This window comes from Nesterenkonia suensis, assembly GCF_054782935.1.
On record NZ_BAAGRN010000024.1, the window covers coordinates 41608 to 64312 of the forward strand.

The window sequence follows — 22705 nt, forward strand, 5'->3', positions numbered from 1 at the left end:
TCGCTTCGCTCAGGACGTGGTGCTGCGTCGCGCATCGCCCCAGATGTCGATCCCCGCGTCGACAGCGTACTGGTCGATCTCGGCGAGCTCCTCAGCGCTGAACGCCGGGGACCGCAGTGCGGCGAGGTTCTGCGTCAGCTGCTCGACCCGGCTGGCGCCGATCACCAGCGAGGTGACCCGCTCATCGCGCAGGGCCCAGGCCAGCGCCATCTGAGCCAGTGTCTGCCCACGGCGGCGGGCGATATGGTGCAGGGCGCGGATCCTCTGGAGGTTCTCCTCGCTGAGGAAACCATCCCGGAAGGAGGGCTTGGTGGCCGCACGCGAGTCGGCGGGCACGCCGTCGAGATACTTCTCGGTGAGCATGCCCTGGGCCAGTGCGCTGAAGGCGATCACGCCCACACCCTCGTCGTCGACGGTGTCCAGCAGTCCGTCGTGCTCGATCCAGCGGTTGAACATCGAGTAGGAGGGCTGGTGGATCAGCAGGGGAGTGCCGAGCTCCTGCAGGATGGCGGCGGCCTGACGGGTGTCCTCCGGGGAATACGACGAGATGCCGACATAGAGCGCCCTGCCGGAGCGGACGGCGGTGTCCAGTGCGGCCATCGTCTCCTCCAGCGGAGTGTGCGCATCTGGTCGGTGGGAGTAGAAGATGTCGACATAGTCGAGCCCGAGACGATCCAGCGAGGCGTCCAGACTCGAGAGCAGATACTTCCGGCTGCCGCCGGGGCCGCCGTATGGGCCCGGATGCATGGCCCAGCCGGCCTTGGTGGAGATGATCAGCTCATCCCGGTAGGGGGAGAGGTCCTCTCGCATCAGTCGCCCGAAGTTGGTCTCCGCCGAGCCGGGAGGCGGGCCGTAGTTGTTGGCCAGGTCAAAGTGGGTGATCCCAGAGTCGAAGGCGGCACGGACGATGTCCCGCTGTCGCTGGAAGGGGACGTCGTCGCCGAAGTTGTGCCACAGTCCCAGGGACAACGGTGGAAGCACCAGCCCGGAGCGCCCGACCTGCCGGTAGACCAGATGCTCGTAGCGGTCCTCGGCGGCGAGGTACGGGGTGCGGCTCATGGATCTCCTGTCGTCGCGGGCGGCCGCTGACAAGCCTACTCCTGGGCGGACAGGGCGACTACGATCAGCCCATGGTGAAGTCGCAGAACACAGAGGCCATCGCCCGAGCAACGGGCCGTCAGTGGGACGATTGGGTCCGTCAGCTCGACGCCGCCGACGCGCAGTCGATGACGCATCCGCAGATCGCAGAGCTGGCCGAGGCGCAGATGCCCGCCGACCTGGACAACACCGGGTGGTGGGCCCAAGGTGTGGCGGTGGCCTACGAGCAGGTGCGGGGTCTGCGCATCCCCGGGCAGGCCAGCGACGGAAGCTTCCATGCCTCGGTGAGCAAGACCCGCCAGGGAGACCGTCGGGAGGCTCTCGACGCCTGGTTGCACCTGGTGGCCGACCGTGAGGAGTTCAACGGGGTCGCCACCCAGGGGCCAGCCTCCACCTCAGAGACCCCGAAGTGGCTCTACTGGCGGGTGAAGCTGTCCGACGGCAGCCGGGTCAGCCTCGGGATCACGGCCACGGGCCAGGGCCGGGTGGCCATGGGGCTGGAGCACACCAAGCTGGCCGCGCCGGAGGACATCGATCGGTGGAAGCCCTTCTGGAAGGTGCTGCTCGCCGAGCTCTGAGGCTCCAGGGCCCGACGAGCAGCGGGGCCGGGTCCTCAGCTCTCGATCTGGTCAGGTCGCTCGGAGCCTGCGGTGACCTGGATGCGCTGCGGCGTCTCCTTCGCATAGACCCCGGCGACCGTCACCGTCAGTACACCGGCGTCGTAGCCTGCGGTGATGGCCTCGGAAGAGACCTCTTGGGGCAGCGTCACCGTGCGAGAGAAGGTGCCGTAGCGGACCTCCCGCAGCCCCTCGGTGTCGCGCTCATCCCGGCGTTCGCCCGAGATGGTCAACGACCGGCCGCTGAGTTCCACAGAGACGTCGTTCTCCGGGTCCACGCCGGGCAGGTCCACCCGCAGGACGAGGTCTTCACCGTCACGATGGGCATCCACCGCGGGGACGAAGCCGACTCCTCGGGTGCCGTCCACGCGGGAGGCGCTGACCGGTGACTCGTCGAACAGCGGGGAGCGCAGCGAGTGGAGCAGGTCGTCCATCAGGGACATCGGGTCCAGTCGGGTCAGACGGTTGGTGGCCAACGAGATCATCCCCTTTCGCACTGTCGACTTGTGGAGTGTTGGCACCAGGAACAACGGAAAACCTCCTGGTCATATTCCGCACTTTAGCGTAGTCGGCGCATGTTTTTCGGGCGATCTGCGAGGCATCGGGAGCAGGACCCGACGGTGTCAGGACAGAGGCATGTGTCGATCGCCGCGAGCTCATCCGGGGTCCGCGGGCCCCGGTCGATGCCACGGCGACGGGTCCGGCAGATGGCGGTGACCGTCCGGACCTCGAGGTGGCTCGGCAGCTGATCCCCGACGAGGGCGAGTGCTTCCCTCCGGCATGGCTCTGTCACGGGCCTGCGCTGCGGATCAGCGCCTCGGCGGCGCGAGCCAGGTCAGCATCGCTGACGTCGGTGCCGAAGGTGAAGCGCACCGCCGTCTGGGCGACCTCTGCGGGGAAGCCCATCGCGGTCAGGGCGGGGCTGGGCTCGCTGGAGCCGGCGGCGCAGGCCGAGCCCGAGGAGCAGAACACGCCCTCCCGCTCGAGGTCGAGCAGCACAGACTCCCCGCTGCGACCGGGCAGCACGAAGGAGGCATGGCCGGCCAGCCGACGGGTGTGATGTCCGGTCAGCCGAGCCTGGGGGACGCCACACACGACCGCGGCGATGAACTGATCCCGGCGCGCACGCAGGGCGGCGACGTCCTCGTGCTGCGCCAGCTCCACCGCTGTGGCCATGGCCACAGCGCCCGCCACGTCCTCGGTCCCGGAGCGGCGCCCACGCTGCTGGCCTCCCCCGTGGATCAGTGGCTCGAAGGGCGTGCGTCGGCGCAGCCAGAGGACCCCGACGCCCTTCGGAGTGCCGATCTTGTGCCCGGCGAGAGTCATCGCCTGCACGCCGAGGCTGCCCACATCCAGCGGCTCTGAGCCTGCGGCCTGTACGGCGTCGGTGTGGAAGGGCGTGCCGGTCTCCGCGGCGATCCGGGCCAAGGAGGCGATGTCCTGGACTGTGCCGACCTCGTTGCTGGCCGCCTGCACGCTGACCAGCGTCGTGTCCTCGCGCAGGCGGCCGCGCAGATCGTCCGGGGACACCAGGCCGTGCTGGTCGACCGGGAGGGTCTCCACCGCGTATCCGAGCCGCCGCAGCCAGTCTGCGGACTCGGCCACCGCAGGGTGCTCCATCGCGGAGACGAGCACATGGCGGCCCCGGGGTGCGGCCAGGGCGATGCCCTTGATCGCGGCGTTGTCGGCCTCGGTGCCTCCCGAGGTGAAGAGGACCTCCCCGGCGCGGGCGCCGAGGCTGCGGGCGACCCTGGCGCGGGCATCCTCCAGGGCGCGGCCCGCTGTCATCCCGGGCTCGTGGCGGCTGGAGGGGTTGGCATGCCCTCCCGCCAGGTGGGGCCACATGGCCTCGAGCACCTCTCGGCGGACCGGCGCCGAGGCCGCGGAGTCGAGGTACACCTCAGAGGCGTGTGAGGATGACGCGCTCGTTTCGGCCGTCTGGGTCATGGTGCCCCCTTCATCGACTCGTGGTCAGGTCCAGGCCCAGGTCCACTGCCGGAACCCCATGGGTCAGGGCGCCTACGCTGATGACATCGACGCCGGTGGCGGCGATCTCGGGCACGGTCTCCAGGGTGACTCCGCCGGAGGCCTCCACGACGGCTCGGCCGCCGATGATCTCCACACCGCGGCGCAGGTCGTCACACGAGAAGTTGTCCAGCATCAGGGTGTCTGCGCCTCCTGCGAGGGCCGGTTCGATCTGATCGATCCGATCCACCTCCACCTCGATATGGGTGGTGTGCGGCAAGCGGGTGCGGGCGGCGGTGACGGCCGAGGCGAGGTCCTCGACCAACCCGATGTGATTGTCCTTGGCCATCACGGCGTCGGAGAGGCTGAACCGGTGGTTGTGCCCGCCCCCGCAGCGCACCGCATGGCGCTCCAGGGCCCGCAGCCCCGGAGTGGTCTTCCGCGTGTCGGTGATCCGGACGCCGGTTCCCCCGACGGCCGCCACGTAGCGGGCTGTCAGCGTCGCCACCGCGGTCATCCGCTGCACCAGGTTCAACGCCACGCGCTCGGCGGTGAGCACCGCGCGGGCCGGGCCTCGCACCGAGGCCAGCTGATCGCCGGGACTGAAGGGATCGCCGTCGTGATGCTGCCGGGTCACGTTCACCTCGGAGGACACGGCGGTCATCGCCGTGGCGAAGACGTCGCCACCGCTGAAGATGCCGGGCTGGCGGGCCACCAGGGCGGCCTCGGCCACGGCGTGAGCGGGGACGAAGGCCCATGAGGTCAGATCTCCGCCGGGGGCGTCCTCCGCGAGGGCCAGATCGACGACCTGCTGGATCTGGGCCCGGGAGAGCAGCGGGTCCGTGGCGACGTCAGGGGGAGGGGGTGGTGAGGAGGCGGGAGAGCCGCACGGGGAGGGGGACGGAGAAGCCGCGGGAGGAGCCGGGGTCATGGTGGAGCTCACCTCGGCTTCGCGGCGAGCATCCGGTCCAGGGCGACCTTCGCCTCGACGGCGACGTCGTCCTCGACCACGATCTGGTTCTCCACCCGGCCGGCGACGAGCTCATCCAGCACCCAGGCCAGATAGCCGGGGTGGATGCGGTACATCGTCGAGCAGGGGCAGATCACCGGGTCCAGGCAGAAGATCGTGCGGTCCGGGTGCTCGGCGGCCAGCCGATTGACCATGTTGATCTCCGTGCCCACGGCGATGGTGTCGCCGGGGGAGGAGGCGGCGATGAACTTCTTGATCGCGTCGGTGGAGCCGGCGGCGTCGGCGGCGTCGACCACCGGCATCGGACACTCCGGGTGGACGATGACCTTGACCCCCGGGTGCTCGGTCCGGGCCTGCTCGATCTGATCCACGGTGAACCGGCGATGCACCGAGCAGAAGCCGTGCCACAGGAGCACCTTCGCCGACCGCAGGGTCTCCTCCGTGTTGCCGCCCAGCTCCTGCCGCGGGTTCCACATCGGCATGTGCTCCAGCGGCACGCCCATCGCCTTGGCCGTGTTGCGTCCCAGGTGCTGGTCCGGGAAGAACAGTACCCGGTGGGCTCGTGCGAAGGCCCACTCCAGCACCGTGGCGGCGTTGGAGGAGGTGCATACGATCCCGCCATGTCGGCCGCAGAAGGCCTTCAACGCCGCCGACGAGTTCATGTAGGTCACCGGGATCACCGGAAGCTTGCCCTCGGCGTCGGGCTGAGGGTCCTCGGGGTCGAAGCCGTAGACCTCGGCGATGTCCTCCCAAGCCTCCTCGACGGACTCTTCGTCGGCCATATCGGCCATCGAGCATCCTGCGGCCAGGTTGGGCAGGATGACGCGCTGCTCAGCAGAGGAGAGGACGTCAGCCGTCTCGGCCATGAAGTGTACGCCGCAGAAGACGATGGTCTCCGCCTCGGGTTTGGTCAGCGCCGCGTTGGCCAGCTGGAAGGAGTCCCCGACGAAGTCCGCGTACTGCACGACTTCGTCGCGCTGGTAGAAGTGTCCGAGGATGACCAGCTTCTCGCCCAGGGCCTCCTTGGCCGCGCGGATGCGGGCGTGGAGCTGCTCGTCCTCGAGCTCCCGGTACAGCTGGGGCAACTGGCCGGGGCGCGCCGTGCGGTCCGGGATCGGGTCGGCCTCGGAGGCGCCGGGCCCGTATCCGGGGGCGACGTCGAACTCCCAGGGACCCCGTGGCAGCGAGTCGTTGCACGACTCCTTGGGCTTGAGCTCGATGCGGTCGTGGACGGACAGGCTCATGGGTTCTCCTCGATGGTGAGCGTGTAGCGGGAGCGGTTGGGTGCCGAGCGGTACAGCAGCGGCGGGCGGTGGTGGGTGCCGGTCATCCGGCGCCCGGTGCTCTCCACCGAGCCCTGGGCCAGCACCTGGCGGCGGAAGTTGGAGGGGTCGAGATCGCGGCCGAGGATCGCCTCGTAGACCTCGCGGAGCTGCGTGAGCGGGAACTCCTCGGCCAGGAAGGCGTGGGCGATGGGGGAGTAGGTGATCTTCGCGCGGAGGCGCTGCAGGGCGTAACGCAGGATCACGCCGTGGTCGAAGGCCAGTGGGGCGGAGGCGTGCTCGTGCTGGGCCAAGGTCTCGTCAGCGGGGAACCACTGCACGTTGTCCCCGTGGTCGGCCTCGGCGTCCTCGTCGGGGCGTACCAGGGCCCAGTAGACGATCGAGACCACGCGGTGGTCGCTCTGCGGTGAGCGGTCGACGTCGCCGAAGGCGTAGAGCTGTTCGAGGTGCCGGGGCTTCAGCCCCGTGGTGGCCTTGAGTGTCTCGCGGGCGGAGGAGGCGAGGTCGTGGTGGTCCTCCAGCGGTCCGCCGGGCAGCGCCCACCGGCCTCGGAACGGCTCCCGGATCCGGCGCACCAGGGGCAGCCATAGGATGGGGCGCCCGGTCTCGGGGTGGGGGCGCAGGGCGAAGACCACAGTGGAGACGGCCAGCTCCAGGTGTTGGTGGGCGCCCGTCGGCGAGGCGAGGGAGTCAGGGGTGGCCCATGTGCGCCGGGCCGGTGGCGCTGTCGCGTGCTCGGCAGGACTGCTCATCGCTGCACCCCCTCCTTCTGGTGACAGTGACACTATGCTCTTCTTCATAAGGTCATGTCAACCTGAAGGGGTTGGCGCGGGCAGGCGGGTCTGCGGCCGGCCAGCGGCATAGACTGTCGCGGTGATCACCCCCGCTCGACGCCGACGCCGCCTCGGTCTGCCGGCCAGACCTCCCACCGGCCCCAGCCGCACCCGTGCCGGCGGGCCCGCAGCCGGTCGCCTCCGGAACCTGCTGCCCGGGCTCTCCGTCGCCGTGATGGCGGCGATCTCCGCCCACCTCCTGGGTGGTCTGATCCCCGGGGTCTCCGGGCTCCTGCTCGCGATCCTGATCGGCATCGCACTGCGCGCCCTGGGGTGGATTCCCCGCCCCCTGGAGAGCGGACTCGGCTTCGCCGCCAAGACCCTGCTGCGCCTGAGCATCGTGCTGCTGGGGCTCCAGCTGGTCCTTAGTGACATGCTGGCGCTCGGCTGGGAAGTGGTGGTGCTGGTCATCGGAACGGTGGGGCTGACCTTCCTCGGCACGATGCTGGGAGCGCGGGCGCTGGGCGCCCCCCATGGAGAATCGGTCATGCTCGCCACCGGCACCTCCATCTGCGGGGCGTCGGCCGTCGCGGCGGCCGCGGCGACCCTCGACCGGGGTGACGGGCGGGATCGGGACGCTCGCTCGGTGGATTCCGCGGCGGCCATGGCGATCGCCGTGGTGACCTTCTACGGCACCCTGGCGATGCTCGTTCTGCCGCTGCTGGTGGAGCTGCTCGGCCTGGATGAACGCACTGCCGGGATCTGGATCGGGGTCGGCGTCCATGAGGTGGGGCAGGTCGTCGCCGCCGGCGGCATGGTGGGTGCCACAGCGCTCGCGGTGGCAGTGGTGGTCAAGCTCGGGCGGGTGGTGCTGCTGGCGCCCGTGGTGGTGCTCATCGGCCTCGGCGAGCGGTGGCAGCGACGGCGCGGAGAGGGTGGGCGGCCGGCGGCGGCACGGCATCGTCCGCCCCTGCTGCCGGGTTTCGTCCTCGGGTTTCTGGGTGCCTCCGCGCTGGTCTCGCTGGTGGATCTTCCGGCCGGGCTGATGGATCCGGTGCGCAGCATCACGACGATGGTGATGTCGATGGCCATGGTGGGCATCGGGGCAGGCGTCGACCTGCCTCAGCTCGTGCGTCGCGGTGGGCCGGCTCTGGCGGTGGGGGCGTTCGGCACGGTGGTCGCCCTGGGGGTCTCCCTGATCGGGGTCGTCGTCCTTCTCTGAGGTCTCGGGCGGGCCGCCGCCGTGCGGAGATCGCGCGCTCTCTCGACTCCGTCTCGACTCCGCATCGAATCTGTGTTCGAATAGACTGCGTGAGATGGCAGGATCAGAAGGTCGACGACGACGGCGCCGCGCTGCTGCCCATGAAAGGGCTGCTGCGCACGGTGCGGACTCCGGAGTTCGACGGGGTGGCCTTTCACGAGATCGCGTGCCGTTCGGCGCTGAATCGCGTCCCGGCAGGTTCGAGCATGCCGTTCACCTGGACTGTCAACCCCACGCGGGGCTGCCTCCATCGGTGCGTCTACTGTTTCGCGCGAAAGACCCACGAGTATCTGGACTTCGACTCTGGGCAGGACTTCGACACTCAGATCGTCGTCAAGACGAACATCGCGGAGGTCCTGCGGGTCGAGCTGGCCAGGCCCAGCTGGGGGCGTGAGCATGTGGCGCTGGGGACGAACTCAGACCCCTATATGCGGGCCGAGGGTCGGTACCGACTCATGCCGGGCATCATCACCGCGCTCGCCGAGTCCGGCACGCCGTTCTCCATCCTGACCAAGGGTCCTCTGCTGAAGCGGGACCTGCCGCTGCTGGGTGAGGCGGCCCAGCAGGTGCCGGTCTCTGTGGCCGTCTCCTTGGCGATGGTCGATCCCGAGCTCCAGCAGCGCGTCGAGCCAGGGACGCCCGGACCCCGCGCACGGCTGAGCCTGATCCGCGCCATCGTCGACGCCGGCCTGGAGTGCACCGTGCTGGCGATGCCGATCCTGCCGTGGCTCTCCGACTCGATGGAGCATCTCGACTCGCTCTGCTCCGCCCTGTCCGACGCGGGGGCGGCTGATGTCACCACCGGGGCTCTGCATCTGCGTCCCGGATCGCGGGAGTGGTACATGCAGTGGCTGAGTCGTGAGCATCCCGGGCTCGTTGCCCGGTATCACCGGATCTATCGCGGTGGATCCTACGCCTCGAGGGAGTATCGTCGATGGCTGGGCGCCAGGGCTGATCAGGCGCGACGCCGTCATGGCTTCTCCCGACGGCGGGATCCGATGTGGCGGGAGCGCACAGCGCCCGATGTCCCTGCTGCTGATCCGGGACCTCAGCAGCCCGCGCTGTTCTGAGAGCGGGGGCAAGCGGTCACGGCGCCCCGAGTCCTTGGCTGCAGGTGTCACAATGGAGCCATGAGTGTCATCAAGATCAATGCGATCACCGTCCCCGAAGGCTCCGGTGATGAGCTGGGGCATCGTTTCGCCGCACGGCACGGATCCATGGAGGGCACGCCTGGGTTCGAAGGCTTCGAGCTGCTGCAGCCCACCGATGGGCGCGCCGTCTGGCTCGTGGTCACCCGGTGGGCCTCCGAGGAGGACTTTGAGAACTGGCGGAGCTCCGAGCACTTCCAGCGCTCCCACGGCCAGGACCGCGAGGCCGGATCTGGTGGGGAGGGCGGGCAGGAACGTCCGCCGGTGGGCATGTCCTCAGAGCTCTGGAGCTACCAGATTTCGGTCACCGGCTGACGGCTGGTAATCTGGCTGAGTCAGAACGTCAGCGTAGCTGACCTGACCCCCGCCTCCTTAGCTCAGGGGATAGAGCGTCTGCCTCCGGAGCAGAAGGTCGCAGGTTCGAATCCTGCAGGGGGTACCCGTTGAAATGCCGGGGCATCGACTCGTCGATGTCCCGGCATTTTTCTGTCTCCAGGCCCTGATCCGGGGTCTCCGTGGGGGCTTGCAGGGGCTGTGGATCACCGCCGCGACGACCAGGGGTGGATGTGCCGGGCATGCGGCGTCGGTTCGACGTCTGGCGGTGACCTGGAGCGTGGCACGATGGCTTGACATGCCGATGTGACCTGGACTACAAAGATAACGAATAGCGTTCATTTAATGAGCGCCTGTCGTTGAGGAGTCACCCGCATGCCAGCCCCCGCCGCCCCCCGGCTGACCCCCCGAGTGGTCGTGTCGTTCATCGGCACACTCGTCCTGGCCTATCTGGCCGCAAACCTCGTGCCGGTGCTGATCGGCGCACTGGTCAATGACCTCGGCTTCACCGTCTCCCATGCGGGGAACCTGGTGACCCTCATGTCACTGGGCACAGCCGCCGGGCTGTTCGCCGCCAACAGATTCGTCGCCCACGGTGATCGGTCCCAGGTCGCTCGCATGGGCCTGGCAGGCATGGTGCTGGGCTTCGGAGGGGCGGCGGCGGTGCTGACGCCCGCGGTGGTCCAGGCCGGAGTCATCATCGGCGGAATCAGCTGCGGTGTGGTCATGGCCGCCGGCATCGCCTCCACCGCAGTCACCATGAACCCGGACAAGACGACCACGATGGTCACCATCGTCAATCGCGCTGGAGCCGCCGCACTGCTGGCCGTGGTGCCGCTGCTGGGCAACGACCTGCGGAACCTCCTCATCGTCCTGGCCCTGCTCGGAGCCGCCGGCCTGTTCGCCGCCGGGGGTCTGCCGAACCTTCCCGTCCAGGAGGAGCCCCGTACGACGGCGCGCTCCTTCACTCCGGCGGCGATCCTGCTGGCCGCAGTCTTCGGGCTCTGGTCGCTGTCCGAGGACATGGTCTACGCGATGTTGGAGATTCTGGCCGTCCAGAACGTGGGTCTCTCCCCGGGGGAGTCCTCGTTGGTGATCTCGCTGCAGATCATCGGTGGACTCACCGGCGCCGTCGTCGCCCCGCTGGTGCTGGTGCGGATCGGCCGCTCTCTGTCGATCTTCGCGATCCTGGTCCTCAGCAGCACCGCGAAGTTCCTGATCGTCACCTCCACCACCGCACCGGTGTTCCTCGGGGCCAATGCCGCCTGGGGCTTGGCCTACGGAGCGGCCCTGGTGCTCGTCCTGGGCCTCGCGGCGCGGATGGACGTCTCCGGACGTGTCGGCGTGCTGGTCTCCACCGTCTACATCCTCGGCATCGCTCTTGGGCCCGCCGTGGGCGGAGCCCTGGTCACTCACACCTCACCGCTGACCTTCGCCATGATGGTCTCGGGGGTCAGCGTCGCCGCCGGTCTGGTGCTGCTGCTGATCTCCCGGCGCAGCGGCGTCCCGGAGCGGGGCGGAGACCGCCTGGTCGGCGAGGATCCCCTGGTGGCCGACCCGGTGATCAGCAGGAACCCTTACTCCTCATCGGACGACGTCGCGCCGGCAGGTGCAGACGGGACAACTCGATGACCTCGCCCATCTTCCCCTCCCGTTCCTGGTCCGACGCATCGGCCGAACAGCCGGGGTCGAACCCAGCCTCGGCCTCGAGCCCGCACCTCGATCCCACTCCCTCAGGAGGAGCCACCACCATCATGACCGACCTGATCATCCACACCGCCAGCATCCGCACGATGACCACCGCCTCGGCAGGGCACGTGGTCCCCGAGACGGCCGTCGCCATCGCGGGAGGCACCGTCACCGCGCTGGGGAGCGACGCCGAGATCCTGGCCCTCGCCTCACCGGACACCCAGGTCATCGACGCTCAGGGCGCGACGCTGACGCCGGGGCTCATCGATTCGCACTGCCACCCGGTGCTGGGCTGCGAAGCGACGGTGGGCATCGACTTCGGCGGCATGACCGACCTGGCAGCGATCCGCGCGGCCATCGCCGACGAGGCCGCCGGGCTCCCCGAGGACGCGTGGATCCTGGGCTGGAATCTCGACTACAAGGCCTTCGAGGAGGCCGGGATCCGGGGGGACCACTTCGACGCTGCCACGGGCGGACGCCCTCTGGCAGTGCGGTTCTTCGACATGCATACCGGGCTGGCCAACAGCGCCGCCCTGGCGCGTGCCGGTGTCGACGGCACCGAGGAGTTCGCCGACGCCAGCGAGGTCGTCGTCGACGAAGACGGCACCCCCACCGGCGAGCTCCGGGAGATCCCCGCCTACACGCTGGTCTTCGACGCCGTCCCCCAGGGGCAGCCTGAGGAGCTGGCCCGCACCGTGCAGGCCAAGCTGACCGAGATGGCGGCCTCCGGGGTCACCGGGGCGACCATCATGGACGGCACCCGATCCACACTGACGACGCTCGACACGCTCGAGACCCTCCCCGGTGGCCTGCCGGTCCGCCTGCAGGTGGCGCTGTGGCACCACCCCGGAGATGACGATGCGGCAGTGGTCGAAAGGATCGCCCTGTTCGGCACCACGGGCGCCCGCTACCGGGTCACGATGATCAAGATGTTCATCGACGGGGTGATCGACGGCGGTACAGCCTGGTTGCATCAGCCCGACACCACAGGGGAGTCCGCCCACCCGTTCTGGCCTTCGCTCGACCGGTATCGCGAGGTGGCCACCGCCTATCACCGGGCCGGGTTCCAGCTGGCCACCCACTCCTGCGGCGATGCCGGTGTGGACCACGTGACTCAGGTGTACCGCGATCTGGGGCCGGTGGGCACTGACGCGGCGCCGCACCGAATCGAGCACCTCGAGACGATGACCGACCATGATGTGGAGCAGCTGGTCGAGGCCGGCGTCGTGGCCTCCATGCAGCCGCTGCACATGCAGTGGCGTGAGGTGGAGGGGACCGACCCGTGGGCGGCCCGGCTGGGGCCGGAGCGTGCCGCGCGGGCCTGGCGCATCAAGGACGTGCTCGACGCCGGAGGGATGATCGCGCTGGGTTCCGACTGGCCGGTGGCCACCAGCGATGCACGCATCGGGCTGGCCTGGGCCCGTCTGCGGCGCCACCCCGGCCGGCCGGAGACTCCGGTGTTCGAACCGGACCAGCGGCTGAGCGGACGTGAGGCGCTGCTGGGCTACACCCGATGGGCCGCGGAGGCCCTGGGTCGTGCCGACGTCGGCACGATCACCCCCGGCGCGCAGGCGGACCTGGCGCTCTGGGCCGCAGACCCCGTTGAGACCGACGCCGACGTGCTCGTCGACACCCCCGTGCTGCTGACCACCGTGGCAGGAGCCGTCGTCCACCGTGAGAGAGAGGCAGTCCTGTGAACACCGAGAGCACCGAGAGCACCGAGAGCACCGAGACCGCTGAGACCACCGGGGCCACCGGGGCCACCGGGTCCACCGCATTGAAACGGACCCTGGGTCTGCCCTACGCGGTGCTGTTCGGCCTGGCCTACATGGTCCCGCTGACCGTCTTCACCACCTACGGGATCGTCAGCACCATCACCTCTGGGCACCTGGCGCTGGCGTATGTCGTCACGCTGACCGCCATGCTGGTCACCGCCCTGAGCTACACCCGTATGGTTCGGGCGCTGCCGGTCGCCGGCTCAGCTTACACCTACACCCAGCGGGCTTTCGGGCCGAATCTCGGGTTCCTGGTGGGATGGTCGCTGCTGCTGGACTATCTGTTCCTGCCGATGATCAACTTCATGATCATCGGGCTCTACCTCAACGCGGCGATCCCAGGGCTGCCCGCGTGGCTGATCATCCTGGTCACAATCGTGATCGTGACCGCGATGAACGTGCTCGGCATCAAGGTCGCCGCCGGATTCAACAGCCTGCTGGTGGGCATCCAGGTCATCTTCATCGTGGTGTTCGTGATCATGAGCATCGTGACCCTGACGGCTCAGGACGCCCCCATCGACCCGCTGGCACCCTTCGCCAACGAGGAGTTCCAGTTCGCCGCCCTGATCGCCGGTGCCGCAGTGCTGTGCCTGTCGTTCCTCGGCTTCGACGCGGTCTCGACGCTCTCAGAGGAGACCCGCAACCCCACCCGCACGATTCCGCGAGCCATCCTGATCTGCACCTTCAGCGCAGGTCTGATCTTCATCTTCCTGTCCTGGCTGGGACACCTGGTCTTCCCCGACTGGACGGCCTACAGCTCCGTGGACACTGCCGCCACGGACGTGATGGGACGCGCCGGAGGGGCGTTCCTGGTGGCCTTCTTCACCGCGGCCTTCATCTCCGGCGGGGCGGCCTCGGCGACGGCGTCACATGTCTCCGTGACCCGGATCCTGTACACCATGGGCCGCGACGGGGCGATGCCGGGACGGATCTTCGCCGCACTCCACCCACGGTTCCGGACCCCGTATCTGGCGGCGCTGGTGGTCGGTGCGGTCTCCCTGCTGGCCCTGGTGTTCCCGCTGGAGCTCGCCGCCGCGATGATCAGCTTCGGTGCGCTGATCGCCTTCACCTTCGTCAACCTGAGCGTGATCAAGTACCACGCGGTGGACCGTGGGCGGCGCCACGGCGCCGATCTCCTCCGGTTCGCGATCCTGCCGGCCATCGGTGTGGCGCTGTGCCTGTGGCTGTGGACCTCGCTCTCGCCGGATGCGTTCATGGTCGGCCTGGGGTGGGTCGGCGTCGGAGCGGTCTGGCTCCTCGTCCTCACTCGTGGACTCCGCCGACCGGCGCCCACGATGGACCTGCAGGAGGTGGAGGACTCGGTGGTCCGCAGCTAGCGACGCCCCACACAGAGACGTCCCCTGCGGGCCAGCCGTTCACGCGCTGGCCCGCAGGGGACGTCTCTGTGTGAGGGGCCCTCTCAGTATCCGCGGTCGACCCACTCCTGGAGGTGGGGCCTCTCCTTGTCGATGCGTGTGGACTCTCCGTGTCCGGGCAGCACCTGCGTCTCCTCCGGCAGCTCCGCGAAGATCCGGTCACTGATCGACTCGATGATCGTCTCGAAGCTGCTGTGGGACCGACCGGTGGCTCCGGGACCGCCCTGGAAAAGCGTGTCGCCGGCGAAGAGCACCGACCCACGGGACCCGTCGGTGTGGGGGAGGTCCTCCGCATAGAAGCAGGTGGAGCCGGGGGAGTGTCCGGGCGTGTGGACAGCGGTCAGGCGGGTGTCGGAGACGGTGAAGACGTCGCCGTCAGAGATCTCCACGTCAGGCAGGGCGTGTGCATGGACCTGCTCCCAGAGGACGTGGTCGGCCGGGTTGAGATGAATGCGGCCGCCGACCTTGCGCTGGACGTCGAAGACCTCACGGATGTGGTCGTCATGCCCGTGGGTGAGCAGGATGCCCAAGACCTGGCGGTCTCCGACCTGCTCCGCCACCGCGTCGGCGTCGTGGGACGGGTCGATGATCAGCACCTCCTCGTCGTCTCCGACGAGGTAGACGTTGTTCTCCACCTCCCACGTCCCGCCGTCCAGGGAGAAGGTGCCTGCAGTGATCAGATGTTCGATGCGTGCCGTGGTGGCCATCGGGTGGGCTCCTCTCAGCCGATTTCGACGACGCTGCGCAGCACGTCGCCCTGGTTCATGGTCTCGAAGGCCTCCTGGACCTGGTCAAGGCGCACCCGTTCGGTGACGAAGGCGTCGAGGTCCAGGCGCCCCTGGCGGTACAGATCCACCAGGTAGGGGAAGTCCCGGCTGGGCAGACAGTCTCCATACCAGGAGGATTTGAGGGTGCCTCCCCGGCCGAAGAGTTCGATCATCGGCAGCTCCACGGTCCAGGAGGGGTCGGGGACGCCGACCAGGACCACGCGGCCGGCCAGGTCGCGGGCGTAGAAGGCCTGGGTATAGGTCTCCGGGCGGGCGACGGCGTCGATGACGACGTCGGCGCCATGGCCTCCGGTGAGCTCGCGGATCGCTTCCACCGGGTCGGTGCCGCCTGCCTCGACGGTGTGGGTGGCGCCGAGCCGTCGCGCCTGCTCCAGCTTCCGCGGATCGAGGTCCACGGCGATGATGGTGGTGGCTCCGGCCAGGCGCGCTCCGGCGATGGCTGCGGTTCCCACGCCTCCGCAGCCGATCACGGCCACCGACTCCCCGCGGGCCACCTCGCCGGTGTTGACCGCCGACCCGATGCCGGCCATCACACCGCATCCGAGCAGGCCGATGGCGGCGTTGTGCTCGTCGTCGGTGTCCTCGACGACGGTGCACTGTCCTGCAGCGACCAGCGTCTTCTCAGCGAACGCCCCGATGCCCAGCGCCGGTTCCAGGGGAGTCCCGTCGGACAAGGTCATCTTCTGCGTGGCGTTGTGGGTGTTGAAGCAGTACTGGAGCTTGCCGCGGCGGCAGGCACGGCACTCGCCGCAGACGGCGCGCCAGTTCAGGATCACGGTGTCCCCGGGGCTGACCGAGGTCACCCCCTCGCCGACGGCGGCGACGCGGCCGGTGGCCTCGTGCCCGAGCAGGTACGGGTAGTTCTGACCGATCATGCCCTTCTGGTAGTGCTGGTCGGTCTGGCAGACGCCACAGGTGAGCACATCGACCACGGCCTCCCCGGGGCCCGGATCGGGGACGACGATCTGCTCGACCGTGGCCGGCGCATCCTGAGCGGTGACGACCACGGCGTTGACGGTATAGGGCATTTCAGAGGCTCCTCTTCAGGCAGGTGACATCAATGGTGGTAGGTGTGGGCGGCGGATGAGACATGGTAGGCCCTCCGAGGGGAGAGGCTTCAAGACCTCATGCGTGAGGCGCTGGGGTCGTACAGAGGCTCCTCTGTGACACGGGCACGGCAGCGGCGGCCGAAGTAGGACGCCTCGACTTCGGTGCCCGCGGCAGAGTGCTCCACAGGCACCCAGGCGTAGGCGATCGAGTGCCCGGTGATGTAGCCCTGATCCGCGCTGGTGATGTAGCCGATCGGCCTGCCGTCGCCGCCGGCGGCGTAGACGGGCTCATGACCCATCAGCACCTGCGCGGGGTCATCCAGCACCAGGCAGACCAGTCTGCGGCGCGGCTGGTCGGCGCCGATCGCGGCGAGCTTCTCAGCCGCCGCGCCGCGGACGGCGAACTCGATGCCGGCTTCGTGGGGCGTGTGTTCGCGGGTCATGTCCGCCCCCCAGAGGCGCATGCCCTTCTCGAGCCTCAGGCTCTCGAAGGCGCGGCGGCCGACCGGCAGGATGTCATGGGGGCGTCCGGCGCTGATCAGCACGTCCCAGAGGTGCCGGCCGAACTCGGCCGGGGCATAGAGCTCCCAGCCGAGATCCCCGACGTAGCTCAGTCGCATCGCCAGCACCGGGACCCCGGCGACATGCAGCTCACGGCTGCGGTAGAAGCGGAATGCCTCATGGGAGATGTCCTCATCGACGAGTCCCTGCAGCACCTCGCGGGCCTGTGGGCCCCACAGGCCCAGTCCGCAGGAGCCGGAGGAGGCGTCCGCCAGATGCAGCGCATAGGAGCGCTGCCGCATCTTCATCTGGAACCAGGCGGCGTCGAGATTGCCGTTGACGCCCATGTGGTAGGTCTCCTCGGCGGTCCGGGCGATCGTGATGTCCGAGAGGATGCCGCCGTTGTCGTCGAGGATCAGGACGTAGACGATGCTGCCCACGGTCCGGCCCACACGACGGCTGAGCAGCCCGTCATCGGCGAGGCCGTCGAGGAACTCGGTGGCCCCGGTGCCCGAGAGCTCCCATCGGGGCAGGGAGGACATGTCGACCAGCCCCACCGACTCGCGCAGCCGTCGAGCCTCCACGGCGACCAAGGGGCTCCAGAACTGCGCCGACCACTGGTCCCGTGTGGGCAGCGGGGCATCGCCGAGCATCGGCACTGCCGGGCGCATGTCCGGGAGCATGGCGTTGGACTCGTACCACAGCGGGCGCTCCCAGCCGTTGGCGGAGCTGAAGGCCGCGCCCCGTCCCCGCTGCCGCTCATAGAAGGGAGAGGTCCGCAGTCCGCGCAGGCGCAGCGTCGTCGCCCGGGGGTGCACGATGTCGTAGACCTCGTCGTAGGTCTCCTCGCCCAATTCCCGTGCGGATCTCTCCGAGACCATCAGCGGGTCGAAGCGCGCCACGTCGAGTCCGTGGGTGTCGATGCCCGGGTCACCGGTGGTCAGCCACTCGGCGACGACCTCGCCGACGCCCGCCGACTGCGTCACCCAGACGGACTGTGCCATCCACAGGCCCTCGATGCCTGGCACCGGGCCCATCAGGGGGCCGCCGTCGGGGGTGAAGGAGAAGATGCCGTTGAAGCTCAGCGACTCGTCGAGTGAGGAGTCGCGCAGCTCGGGGAGGAGCCGCTGCGCCTCCACCCAGGAGGCTTCGAAGTCCTGACGTGTGAACGAGTGGATCGAGGCCTGCCCGCCATGCCGGCGGATGTCCTCGGGGGAAGCGATCTCATGGTCCGCCACCGGGAGCGGGCGGTGCTCATAGGCGCCGATCGCGATCCTCGAGCCCCACTCGCGCAGGTACATGCCGTGGTCCTGGTGCCGGATCATCGGCCTGGCCACCTCGGTGGCGTCGTCGAGCCCGGAGAGCGACTCCACCGGATGGCTGAAGCCGAATCCGTGCTCCACCGGCAGCATCGGGATGTCCATGCCGAGCAGCTCCCGCGCCAGCTTCGGTCCCCAGAGGCCGGCACAGGTGATCACGATGTCGGCGTCGATGACCTCCGGTTCTGCATCGGAGCCGACCGGCACGGTCTCGACCCCGGTGACGCGGTCTCCCGTCCGTCGGATGCCGGTCACCTTCGTCTCACTGATCAGGCGTGCGCCACCGTCCTGGGCGCGCCGCGCCTGGAACTCCACGGCGCGCACCCCCTTGACCACGGCGTCCGTCGGGGTGTGGAGCGCGCTGAGCACGGTGGAGATGTCCAGGTCCGGCCAGAGGGCGCCGACCTCCTGGGGAGTCAGCAGCTGTGCAGGGACTCCCCAGGAATCGGCGAAGTCTCGTCGGCGTCGCAGCTCGTCGACCCGTTCCGGGGTGGTGGCCAGCTCCAGGCCGCCCACCCGCTTCATCACCCACTGGCCGTCGACTTCGGCGCCGTCGAGCTTGTCCAGGGTGCGCTGGGCGAGTTCGCACATCGCCTTGTTCGGCGAGGTCTGGAACACGAATCCGGGGGCATGCGAGCTGGAGCCGCCGGTCTCGAACAGAGGGCCCTGTTCGACGACGGTGACGTTCTTCCAGCCCCGCAGGATCAGCTCGTCCGCGACGGCGGCGCCGACGACTCCCAGGCCGATGATGACCACACGGGATTCGTGCGGAGCAGTGTGGTGCGACATTCATCCTCCAGCTGTTGCAAATTAAGAAACAGGATGTTCTAGATGCAACCACACTAGGAGACACGTGTTTCTCGACACAAGGGGTTTCGTCGGCGATTTCCTGAGCCGCGCGGTGGGTCACCCGCCGAAGAACCCCATGCGCACCTCCAGGGCGCGGGCCTCCTGGGCGAGCAGCTCGGCCAGCTCGGAGAATCGCGACTCCGGCAGGCGGAAGGAGGGGCCGGTGACCGACAGGGCGGCGGCCACCTCTCCGTCCTTGCCGCGCACGGGCACCGCCAGGGCATTGATGCCCTGCTCCCATTCCGCGACGGCAGAGGCCCAGCGGCGGTGGCGGACCGTGTTCAGCTCACTGCGCAGCACCTCCGGGTCGGTCATCGTCATCCCGGTGAAGCTGTCCAGTCCACGCTCCATGAGCCGGTCGAACTCGTCATCTCCGGCGAAGGCGAGCAGGATCTTCCCCGTCGAGGTGGCGTGCAGGGGCCCGCGCTGGCCGACGTACTGGTGGCTGACGCTGAGCATCTGGTCGTCGGTGGCCTGGATGATGGTCATGGCGTGGCCGTCATCCAGGATCGCCACGTTGACGGTCTCCTGGAGCTTCGCGGCCAGTGCGTCGCAGCAGGCCTGGGCATCCTTGGAGAAGTCCATCTGGGCCGCCACCGAGTTGGCCATGTGCAGCAGGGTGATGCCCAGCCTGAAGGCTCCCCGCTCATGCTCCTGTTCGACCAGGCCATGGGCTTCCATCGTGCCGAGCAGGCGGAATGCAGTGGAGCGGTGGACATCGAGCTGTCGGGCGACCTCCGTGATGGTCAGGTGCGGCTCCTCGCTGAGGAGTCGGAGGATCTGTGCGGCGCGGTCCACGGACTGGATGCGGGTGAGGTTCTCGGAGCTCATGGAAATCTCTCGCAGATTCTTCGGTCGATTCTCTTGACCCGCCCTTGGCGGGCAGTGAAGTATGGATCACACAACGTGTTGCGCACTATAAATCATGTTGCGCTACAAGCAACACTAGGTGAAACCGGTGGTGATGGCAAATGAGTGTCCGTGTCTGTTCCCTGCAGGACCTGACTCCAGGAGAGGGCCTGCGTATTGATTCCGTGACTCCGCCGATCGCGGTGTTCCTGACCGAGGACGGCGAGGTGCATGCGATCGACGACACCTGCACCCATCAGGAGGCCTCGCTGGCGGCCGGATGGCTGGAGGACTGCCGGGTGGAGTGCCCCCTGCACGAGAGCACCTTCTCCCTGCTGACCGGCGGCGTCGACCAGCCGCCCGCCAAGCGCGGTGTCCGAGTCCACCAGGTCGAGGTCCGCGGCGACGACGTGCTCGTCGAGCTGTCCCAGGAAGCGCCGAACCTGCCCCCGGGGGTGACCGTCTGATGTTGGAGATGTCGATGAATTCGCAGGGAACGGGGCTTCCGGTGGACGGCCACCTGCTGATCGTGGGTGCCGGACTCGCCGGCTACCACGTGGCTCGCGGTGCCCGACTCAACGGGCATCAGGGCCCGATCACGGTGCTGGGCGATGAGCTGCACCCCGCCTATGACCGGCCCGCGCTGAGCAAGGCGTTCCTGTCCGGAGCCGCCGGGTTCGACCACCTGGTGCTCGACGACCCCGAGAACCCCCTCGATGTGACGTGGTTCGGCGGTGCCAGCGCCCAGCACCTCTCGGAGTATCCGCTGGGCGTCCACACCTCAGACGGCCGCTTCCACACCGCCGACGCCGTGGTCGTCGCGACCGGGGCGCAGGCCTGCCGTCTGCCGCTCTCCGGGGAGGCTACCTTCGTCCTGCGGAACATCGATGACGCCGTCGCGCTGCGCAGCAGGGTCATCGAGGATCAGCGCATCGCCATCGTCGGCGGAGGATTCCTGGCGCTCGAAGCGGGAGCCACCTGTGTGGAGCGCGGAGCAGCCAAGGTCACAGTGGCTGCCGGGGAGGAGTACCCGGGCACCGGAAGGCTGGGAGTCCCGGTCGGACAGGCCGTGCGGAAGCTTCATGAGCGCCACGGCGTCAACTTCGCACCCGCGAGTCGGGCCGACTCCGTCCGGGACGTCCCCGGCGGTCAGGAGCTGGTGCTCGCCAACGGGCACACCATCGATGCCGACATCGTCATCTGCGCCATCGGCGCCACACCGGCCACCGCCTGGCTGCGCGACGGGGTCCTCACTCTCGACCCCACCAGCGGAGCCATCCTCTGCGATGACACCGGCTTCACCGGCATGCCCGGCATCTGGGCGGCCGGGGACTGTGCGCAGTGGGCCTCCCAGGCCTCCGGACTGCGTCCGGTGGGCCACTGGCAGGAAGCGGTCGAACAGGCGGGCATCCTCGCAGCCTCGCTGACAGGAACGTCGCCGGCGCCGTTCCAGGAGCCGTATTTCTGGTCGGAGCAGTATGACGTGAAGATCCAAGCCGCAGGTCGGATCAGCCACGCGGATGAGGTCCGGGTGCTCGACGGCAGCGTCGAGACTGCCGATCTGCTGATCAGCTACCTGCGCGACGGAGCCGAGGTCGGCATCCTCGGCTTCAACCGCCTCCGCGAGGTCAAGCGCTGGCGCAAGCAGCGTCAGGTCCGCACCGCGGACGTGCTGGTGGCCTGACCACCACCCCTGTCCCGATCCCCAGGAAAGAAAGAGCAAGCACCCATGATCATCGATCACCTGGACGAGCCCCTTCCCGGATCCTCGCTGCGGTCCACCCCGCCGGGGAACGCCTACACCGATCCTGAGATCTTCAGCCAGGAGCAGACGGAGATCTTCGAGAAGCAGTGGAACTGCGTGCTGCGCGCCGACGCGTTGGCGCAGGCCGGTTCATGGAAGACGGTCACCGTCGGCCGCGAGGAGCTCATCGTGGTCCGCACTCGAAAGGCCGGCATCGCCGCCTACTTCAACGTGTGTCGCCACCGGGGCATGCGGGTCTGCACCGAGAGCGAAGGACGCAGCAAGACGCTCAAATGCGGTTACCACGCGTGGACCTACGCCCTGGAGGGCGAGCTCGTCGCGGCACCGAACCTGACCTCGATGCCCGATGTCGACAACCAGGCCTACGGGCTGCGTCCGGTCCACGTGCGTGAGTGGCTGGGGTATGTGTGGGTCTGCTTGGCTGAGGTCCCTCCGGACTTCGACCAGGCCGTGCTCGGTGAGGTCCGGACCAGCTTCGGCGAGGTGGAGTCCATCGACAACTACGGGATCGAGAATCTCGCCTGTGGTGAGACGAAGACCTACGACGTCCAGGCCAACTGGAAGCTCATCATCGAGAACTTCATGGAGTGCTATCACTGTGCCACGATCCACCCCGAGCTGACTGAGGTCATTCCTGAGTTCGCCGACGGGCTGGCCTCCCAGCGTGAGGGCGGCGAAGTCCACGGTGCCTCGTTCGGCACCGACATCGAGGGCTTCACCGTCGACGGCTCCTCCGGGGTCTCGGAGCTGCCCACCATCGCTCCGGACCAGGACCGGAAGTACTATGCGATCACCGTCCGGCCCCAGGTCTTCATCAACACCGTGCCGGATCACGTGATCATCCACCGGATGTTCCCTGTCTCGGAGTCCCGCACGATCGTCGAGTGCGACTGGCTGTTCCTTCCTGAGGCGGTCGAGCAGATTCGCGCAGGATCTCTGGACGTGTCGAAGTCTGTGGAGCTCTTCCACCGGGTCAATCAACAGGACTTCGAGGCCTGCGAGCAGACGCAGCCGTCGATGTCCTCGAGGGTCTATGCCTCGGGTGGGGCTCTGGTGCCCAGCGAACATCACATCAGCGAATTCCACGACTGGTGGTACGAAGCCCTGGGCTGGCGGGCCCCGAAGACCGCCAGCGACGAGCAGACGGTGGCACAGGCGTCTCGATGACCCTCAGTGTGTTTGATCTGTTCAGTGTGGGGATCGGTCCCTCGTCCTCGCATACGGTGGGGCCGATGCGGGCTGCGCGGCGGTTCGTGGTCGAGGAGCTGCCTGCGGGGGAGGGCCTGGGCGGGCTCGC

Annotated in this window: 21 protein-coding genes and 1 tRNA gene; 12 read left to right on the forward strand and 10 right to left on the reverse strand. The window is 68.6% G+C overall.

Going from position 1 to position 22705, the window contains the following annotated elements:
- Positions 1 to 9: 9 nt before the first annotated feature.
- Complete coding sequence (gene mgrA, locus ACYVKI_RS13505; protein ID WP_460690881.1) at positions 10 to 1059, reverse strand: L-glyceraldehyde 3-phosphate reductase; 1050 nt, start codon at positions 1057 to 1059, stop codon at positions 10 to 12.
- Positions 1060 to 1130: 71 nt separating this feature from the next.
- On the opposite strand from mgrA, the gene ACYVKI_RS13510 reads away from it, so the two are divergent.
- Positions 1131 to 1676, forward strand: coding sequence for a hypothetical protein (locus ACYVKI_RS13510; RefSeq protein WP_460690882.1), 546 nt, complete (start codon positions 1131 to 1133; stop codon positions 1674 to 1676).
- A 35-nt stretch (positions 1677 to 1711) separates the two neighbouring features.
- Here the strand turns inward: ACYVKI_RS13510 and ACYVKI_RS13515 are convergent, their stop codons facing one another.
- From ACYVKI_RS13515 to ACYVKI_RS13535, 5 genes are all read right to left on the reverse strand, one after another.
- The gene (locus ACYVKI_RS13515) at positions 1712 to 2191 is read right to left on the reverse strand and encodes an Hsp20/alpha crystallin family protein (protein ID WP_460690883.1); all 480 of its coding nucleotides are present in this window, start codon (positions 2189 to 2191) and stop codon (positions 1712 to 1714) included.
- A 313-nt stretch (positions 2192 to 2504) separates the two neighbouring features.
- Entirely contained in the window at positions 2505 to 3662 is a 1158-nt protein-coding gene (locus ACYVKI_RS13520) for a cysteine desulfurase family protein (RefSeq protein ID WP_460690884.1), read from the reverse strand.
- Positions 3663 to 3672: 10 nt separating this feature from the next.
- Positions 3673 to 4515: a carboxylating nicotinate-nucleotide diphosphorylase gene (nadC, locus tag ACYVKI_RS13525; protein ID WP_460690902.1), complete on the reverse strand. Its 843-nt coding sequence runs from the start codon at positions 4513 to 4515 to the stop codon at positions 3673 to 3675.
- Positions 4516 to 4619: 104 nt separating this feature from the next.
- Positions 4620 to 5894: a quinolinate synthase NadA gene (gene nadA / locus ACYVKI_RS13530; RefSeq protein WP_460690885.1), complete on the reverse strand. Its 1275-nt coding sequence runs from the start codon at positions 5892 to 5894 to the stop codon at positions 4620 to 4622.
- Positions 5891 to 6685 carry an NUDIX hydrolase gene (locus ACYVKI_RS13535; RefSeq protein WP_460690886.1) on the reverse strand — a complete coding sequence of 265 codons (795 nt, stop codon included), beginning with the start codon at positions 6683 to 6685 and terminating at the stop codon, positions 5891 to 5893. Before ACYVKI_RS13535 ends, nadA begins: the two co-directional genes overlap by 4 nt.
- 121 nt (positions 6686 to 6806) lie before the next feature.
- Here ACYVKI_RS13535 and ACYVKI_RS13540 point away from each other — a divergent pair, with 121 nt between their 5' ends.
- From ACYVKI_RS13540 to ACYVKI_RS13570, 7 genes are all read left to right on the forward strand, one after another.
- On the forward strand, positions 6807 to 7928 hold the full coding sequence (locus tag ACYVKI_RS13540; RefSeq protein ID WP_460690887.1) for a YeiH family protein: 1122 nt from the start codon (positions 6807 to 6809) through the stop codon (positions 7926 to 7928).
- Positions 7929 to 8017: 89 nt separating this feature from the next.
- A complete protein-coding gene (locus ACYVKI_RS13545; RefSeq protein ID WP_460690888.1) occupies positions 8018 to 9037 on the forward strand; it encodes an Rv2578c family radical SAM protein in 1020 nt (339 codons plus the stop codon).
- A 60-nt stretch (positions 9038 to 9097) separates the two neighbouring features.
- A complete protein-coding gene (locus tag ACYVKI_RS13550; protein WP_460690889.1) occupies positions 9098 to 9430 on the forward strand; it encodes an antibiotic biosynthesis monooxygenase family protein in 333 nt (110 codons plus the stop codon).
- A gap of 51 nt (positions 9431 to 9481) precedes the next feature.
- Positions 9482 to 9554 (forward strand) — tRNA-Arg (locus ACYVKI_RS13555).
- Between the two features lie 269 nt (positions 9555 to 9823).
- Positions 9824 to 11080 (forward strand): MFS transporter, encoded by a 1257-nt coding sequence (locus ACYVKI_RS13560; RefSeq protein ID WP_460690890.1) that lies wholly within the window; start codon positions 9824 to 9826, stop codon positions 11078 to 11080.
- A 122-nt stretch (positions 11081 to 11202) separates the two neighbouring features.
- The gene (locus ACYVKI_RS13565) at positions 11203 to 12834 is read left to right on the forward strand and encodes an amidohydrolase (RefSeq protein ID WP_460690891.1); all 1632 of its coding nucleotides are present in this window, start codon (positions 11203 to 11205) and stop codon (positions 12832 to 12834) included.
- Complete coding sequence (locus ACYVKI_RS13570) at positions 12831 to 14249, forward strand: APC family permease (protein WP_460690892.1); 1419 nt, start codon at positions 12831 to 12833, stop codon at positions 14247 to 14249. Before ACYVKI_RS13565 ends, ACYVKI_RS13570 begins: the two co-directional genes overlap by 4 nt.
- A gap of 83 nt (positions 14250 to 14332) precedes the next feature.
- Here the strand turns inward: ACYVKI_RS13570 and ACYVKI_RS13575 are convergent, their stop codons facing one another.
- From ACYVKI_RS13575 to ACYVKI_RS13590, 4 genes are all read right to left on the reverse strand, one after another.
- Positions 14333 to 14995, reverse strand: coding sequence for an MBL fold metallo-hydrolase (locus ACYVKI_RS13575; RefSeq protein WP_460690893.1), 663 nt, complete (start codon positions 14993 to 14995; stop codon positions 14333 to 14335).
- Positions 14996 to 15009: 14 nt separating this feature from the next.
- A complete protein-coding gene (locus tag ACYVKI_RS13580; RefSeq protein WP_460690894.1) occupies positions 15010 to 16104 on the reverse strand; it encodes an S-(hydroxymethyl)mycothiol dehydrogenase in 1095 nt (364 codons plus the stop codon).
- A gap of 89 nt (positions 16105 to 16193) precedes the next feature.
- Positions 16194 to 18734 (reverse strand): GcvT family protein, encoded by a 2541-nt coding sequence (locus ACYVKI_RS13585; RefSeq protein WP_460690895.1) that lies wholly within the window; start codon positions 18732 to 18734, stop codon positions 16194 to 16196.
- Positions 18735 to 18851: 117 nt separating this feature from the next.
- Positions 18852 to 19625, reverse strand: a complete 774-nt coding sequence (locus ACYVKI_RS13590) for an IclR family transcriptional regulator (RefSeq protein WP_460690896.1) — start codon at positions 19623 to 19625, stop codon at positions 18852 to 18854.
- Between the two features lie 140 nt (positions 19626 to 19765).
- Here ACYVKI_RS13590 and ACYVKI_RS13595 point away from each other — a divergent pair, with 140 nt between their 5' ends.
- The 4 genes from ACYVKI_RS13595 to ACYVKI_RS13610 all read left to right on the forward strand — a co-directional run.
- Entirely contained in the window at positions 19766 to 20110 is a 345-nt protein-coding gene (locus ACYVKI_RS13595) for a bifunctional 3-phenylpropionate/cinnamic acid dioxygenase ferredoxin subunit (RefSeq protein WP_460690897.1), read from the forward strand.
- Positions 20111 to 20124: 14 nt separating this feature from the next.
- A complete protein-coding gene (locus ACYVKI_RS13600; protein WP_460690898.1) occupies positions 20125 to 21327 on the forward strand; it encodes an NAD(P)/FAD-dependent oxidoreductase in 1203 nt (400 codons plus the stop codon).
- A 45-nt stretch (positions 21328 to 21372) separates the two neighbouring features.
- Positions 21373 to 22575 (forward strand): aromatic ring-hydroxylating oxygenase subunit alpha, encoded by a 1203-nt coding sequence (locus ACYVKI_RS13605; RefSeq protein WP_460690899.1) that lies wholly within the window; start codon positions 21373 to 21375, stop codon positions 22573 to 22575.
- Positions 22572 to 22705: serine dehydratase beta chain (locus ACYVKI_RS13610; RefSeq protein ID WP_460690903.1), on the forward strand; the 134-nt coding region annotated here is incomplete at its 3' end. The genes ACYVKI_RS13605 and ACYVKI_RS13610, both read left to right, overlap by 4 nt.

Coding starts and splice junctions, on each gene's coding strand:
- ACYVKI_RS13565 (WP_460690891.1), top strand. CDS start 11,203: ATGACCGACCTGATCATCCACACCGCCAGCATCCGCACGATGACCACC.
- ACYVKI_RS13550 (WP_460690889.1), top strand. CDS start 9,098: ATGAGTGTCATCAAGATCAATGCGATCACCGTCCCCGAAGGCTCCGGT.
- nadA (WP_460690885.1), bottom strand. CDS start 5,894: ATGAGCCTGTCCGTCCACGACCGCATCGAGCTCAAGCCCAAGGAGTCG.
- ACYVKI_RS13560 (WP_460690890.1), top strand. CDS start 9,824: ATGCCAGCCCCCGCCGCCCCCCGGCTGACCCCCCGAGTGGTCGTGTCG.
- ACYVKI_RS13535 (WP_460690886.1), bottom strand. CDS start 6,685: ATGAGCAGTCCTGCCGAGCACGCGACAGCGCCACCGGCCCGGCGCACA.
- ACYVKI_RS13585 (WP_460690895.1), bottom strand. CDS start 18,734: ATGTCGCACCACACTGCTCCGCACGAATCCCGTGTGGTCATCATCGGC.
- ACYVKI_RS13600 (WP_460690898.1), top strand. CDS start 20,125: ATGAATTCGCAGGGAACGGGGCTTCCGGTGGACGGCCACCTGCTGATC.
- ACYVKI_RS13595 (WP_460690897.1), top strand. CDS start 19,766: ATGAGTGTCCGTGTCTGTTCCCTGCAGGACCTGACTCCAGGAGAGGGC.
- ACYVKI_RS13575 (WP_460690893.1), bottom strand. CDS start 14,995: ATGGCCACCACGGCACGCATCGAACATCTGATCACTGCAGGCACCTTC.
- ACYVKI_RS13520 (WP_460690884.1), bottom strand. CDS start 3,662: ATGACCCAGACGGCCGAAACGAGCGCGTCATCCTCACACGCCTCTGAG.
- mgrA (WP_460690881.1), bottom strand. CDS start 1,059: ATGAGCCGCACCCCGTACCTCGCCGCCGAGGACCGCTACGAGCATCTG.
- ACYVKI_RS13605 (WP_460690899.1), top strand. CDS start 21,373: ATGATCATCGATCACCTGGACGAGCCCCTTCCCGGATCCTCGCTGCGG.
- ACYVKI_RS13510 (WP_460690882.1), top strand. CDS start 1,131: ATGGTGAAGTCGCAGAACACAGAGGCCATCGCCCGAGCAACGGGCCGT.
- ACYVKI_RS13580 (WP_460690894.1), bottom strand. CDS start 16,104: ATGCCCTATACCGTCAACGCCGTGGTCGTCACCGCTCAGGATGCGCCG.
- ACYVKI_RS13590 (WP_460690896.1), bottom strand. CDS start 19,625: ATGAGCTCCGAGAACCTCACCCGCATCCAGTCCGTGGACCGCGCCGCA.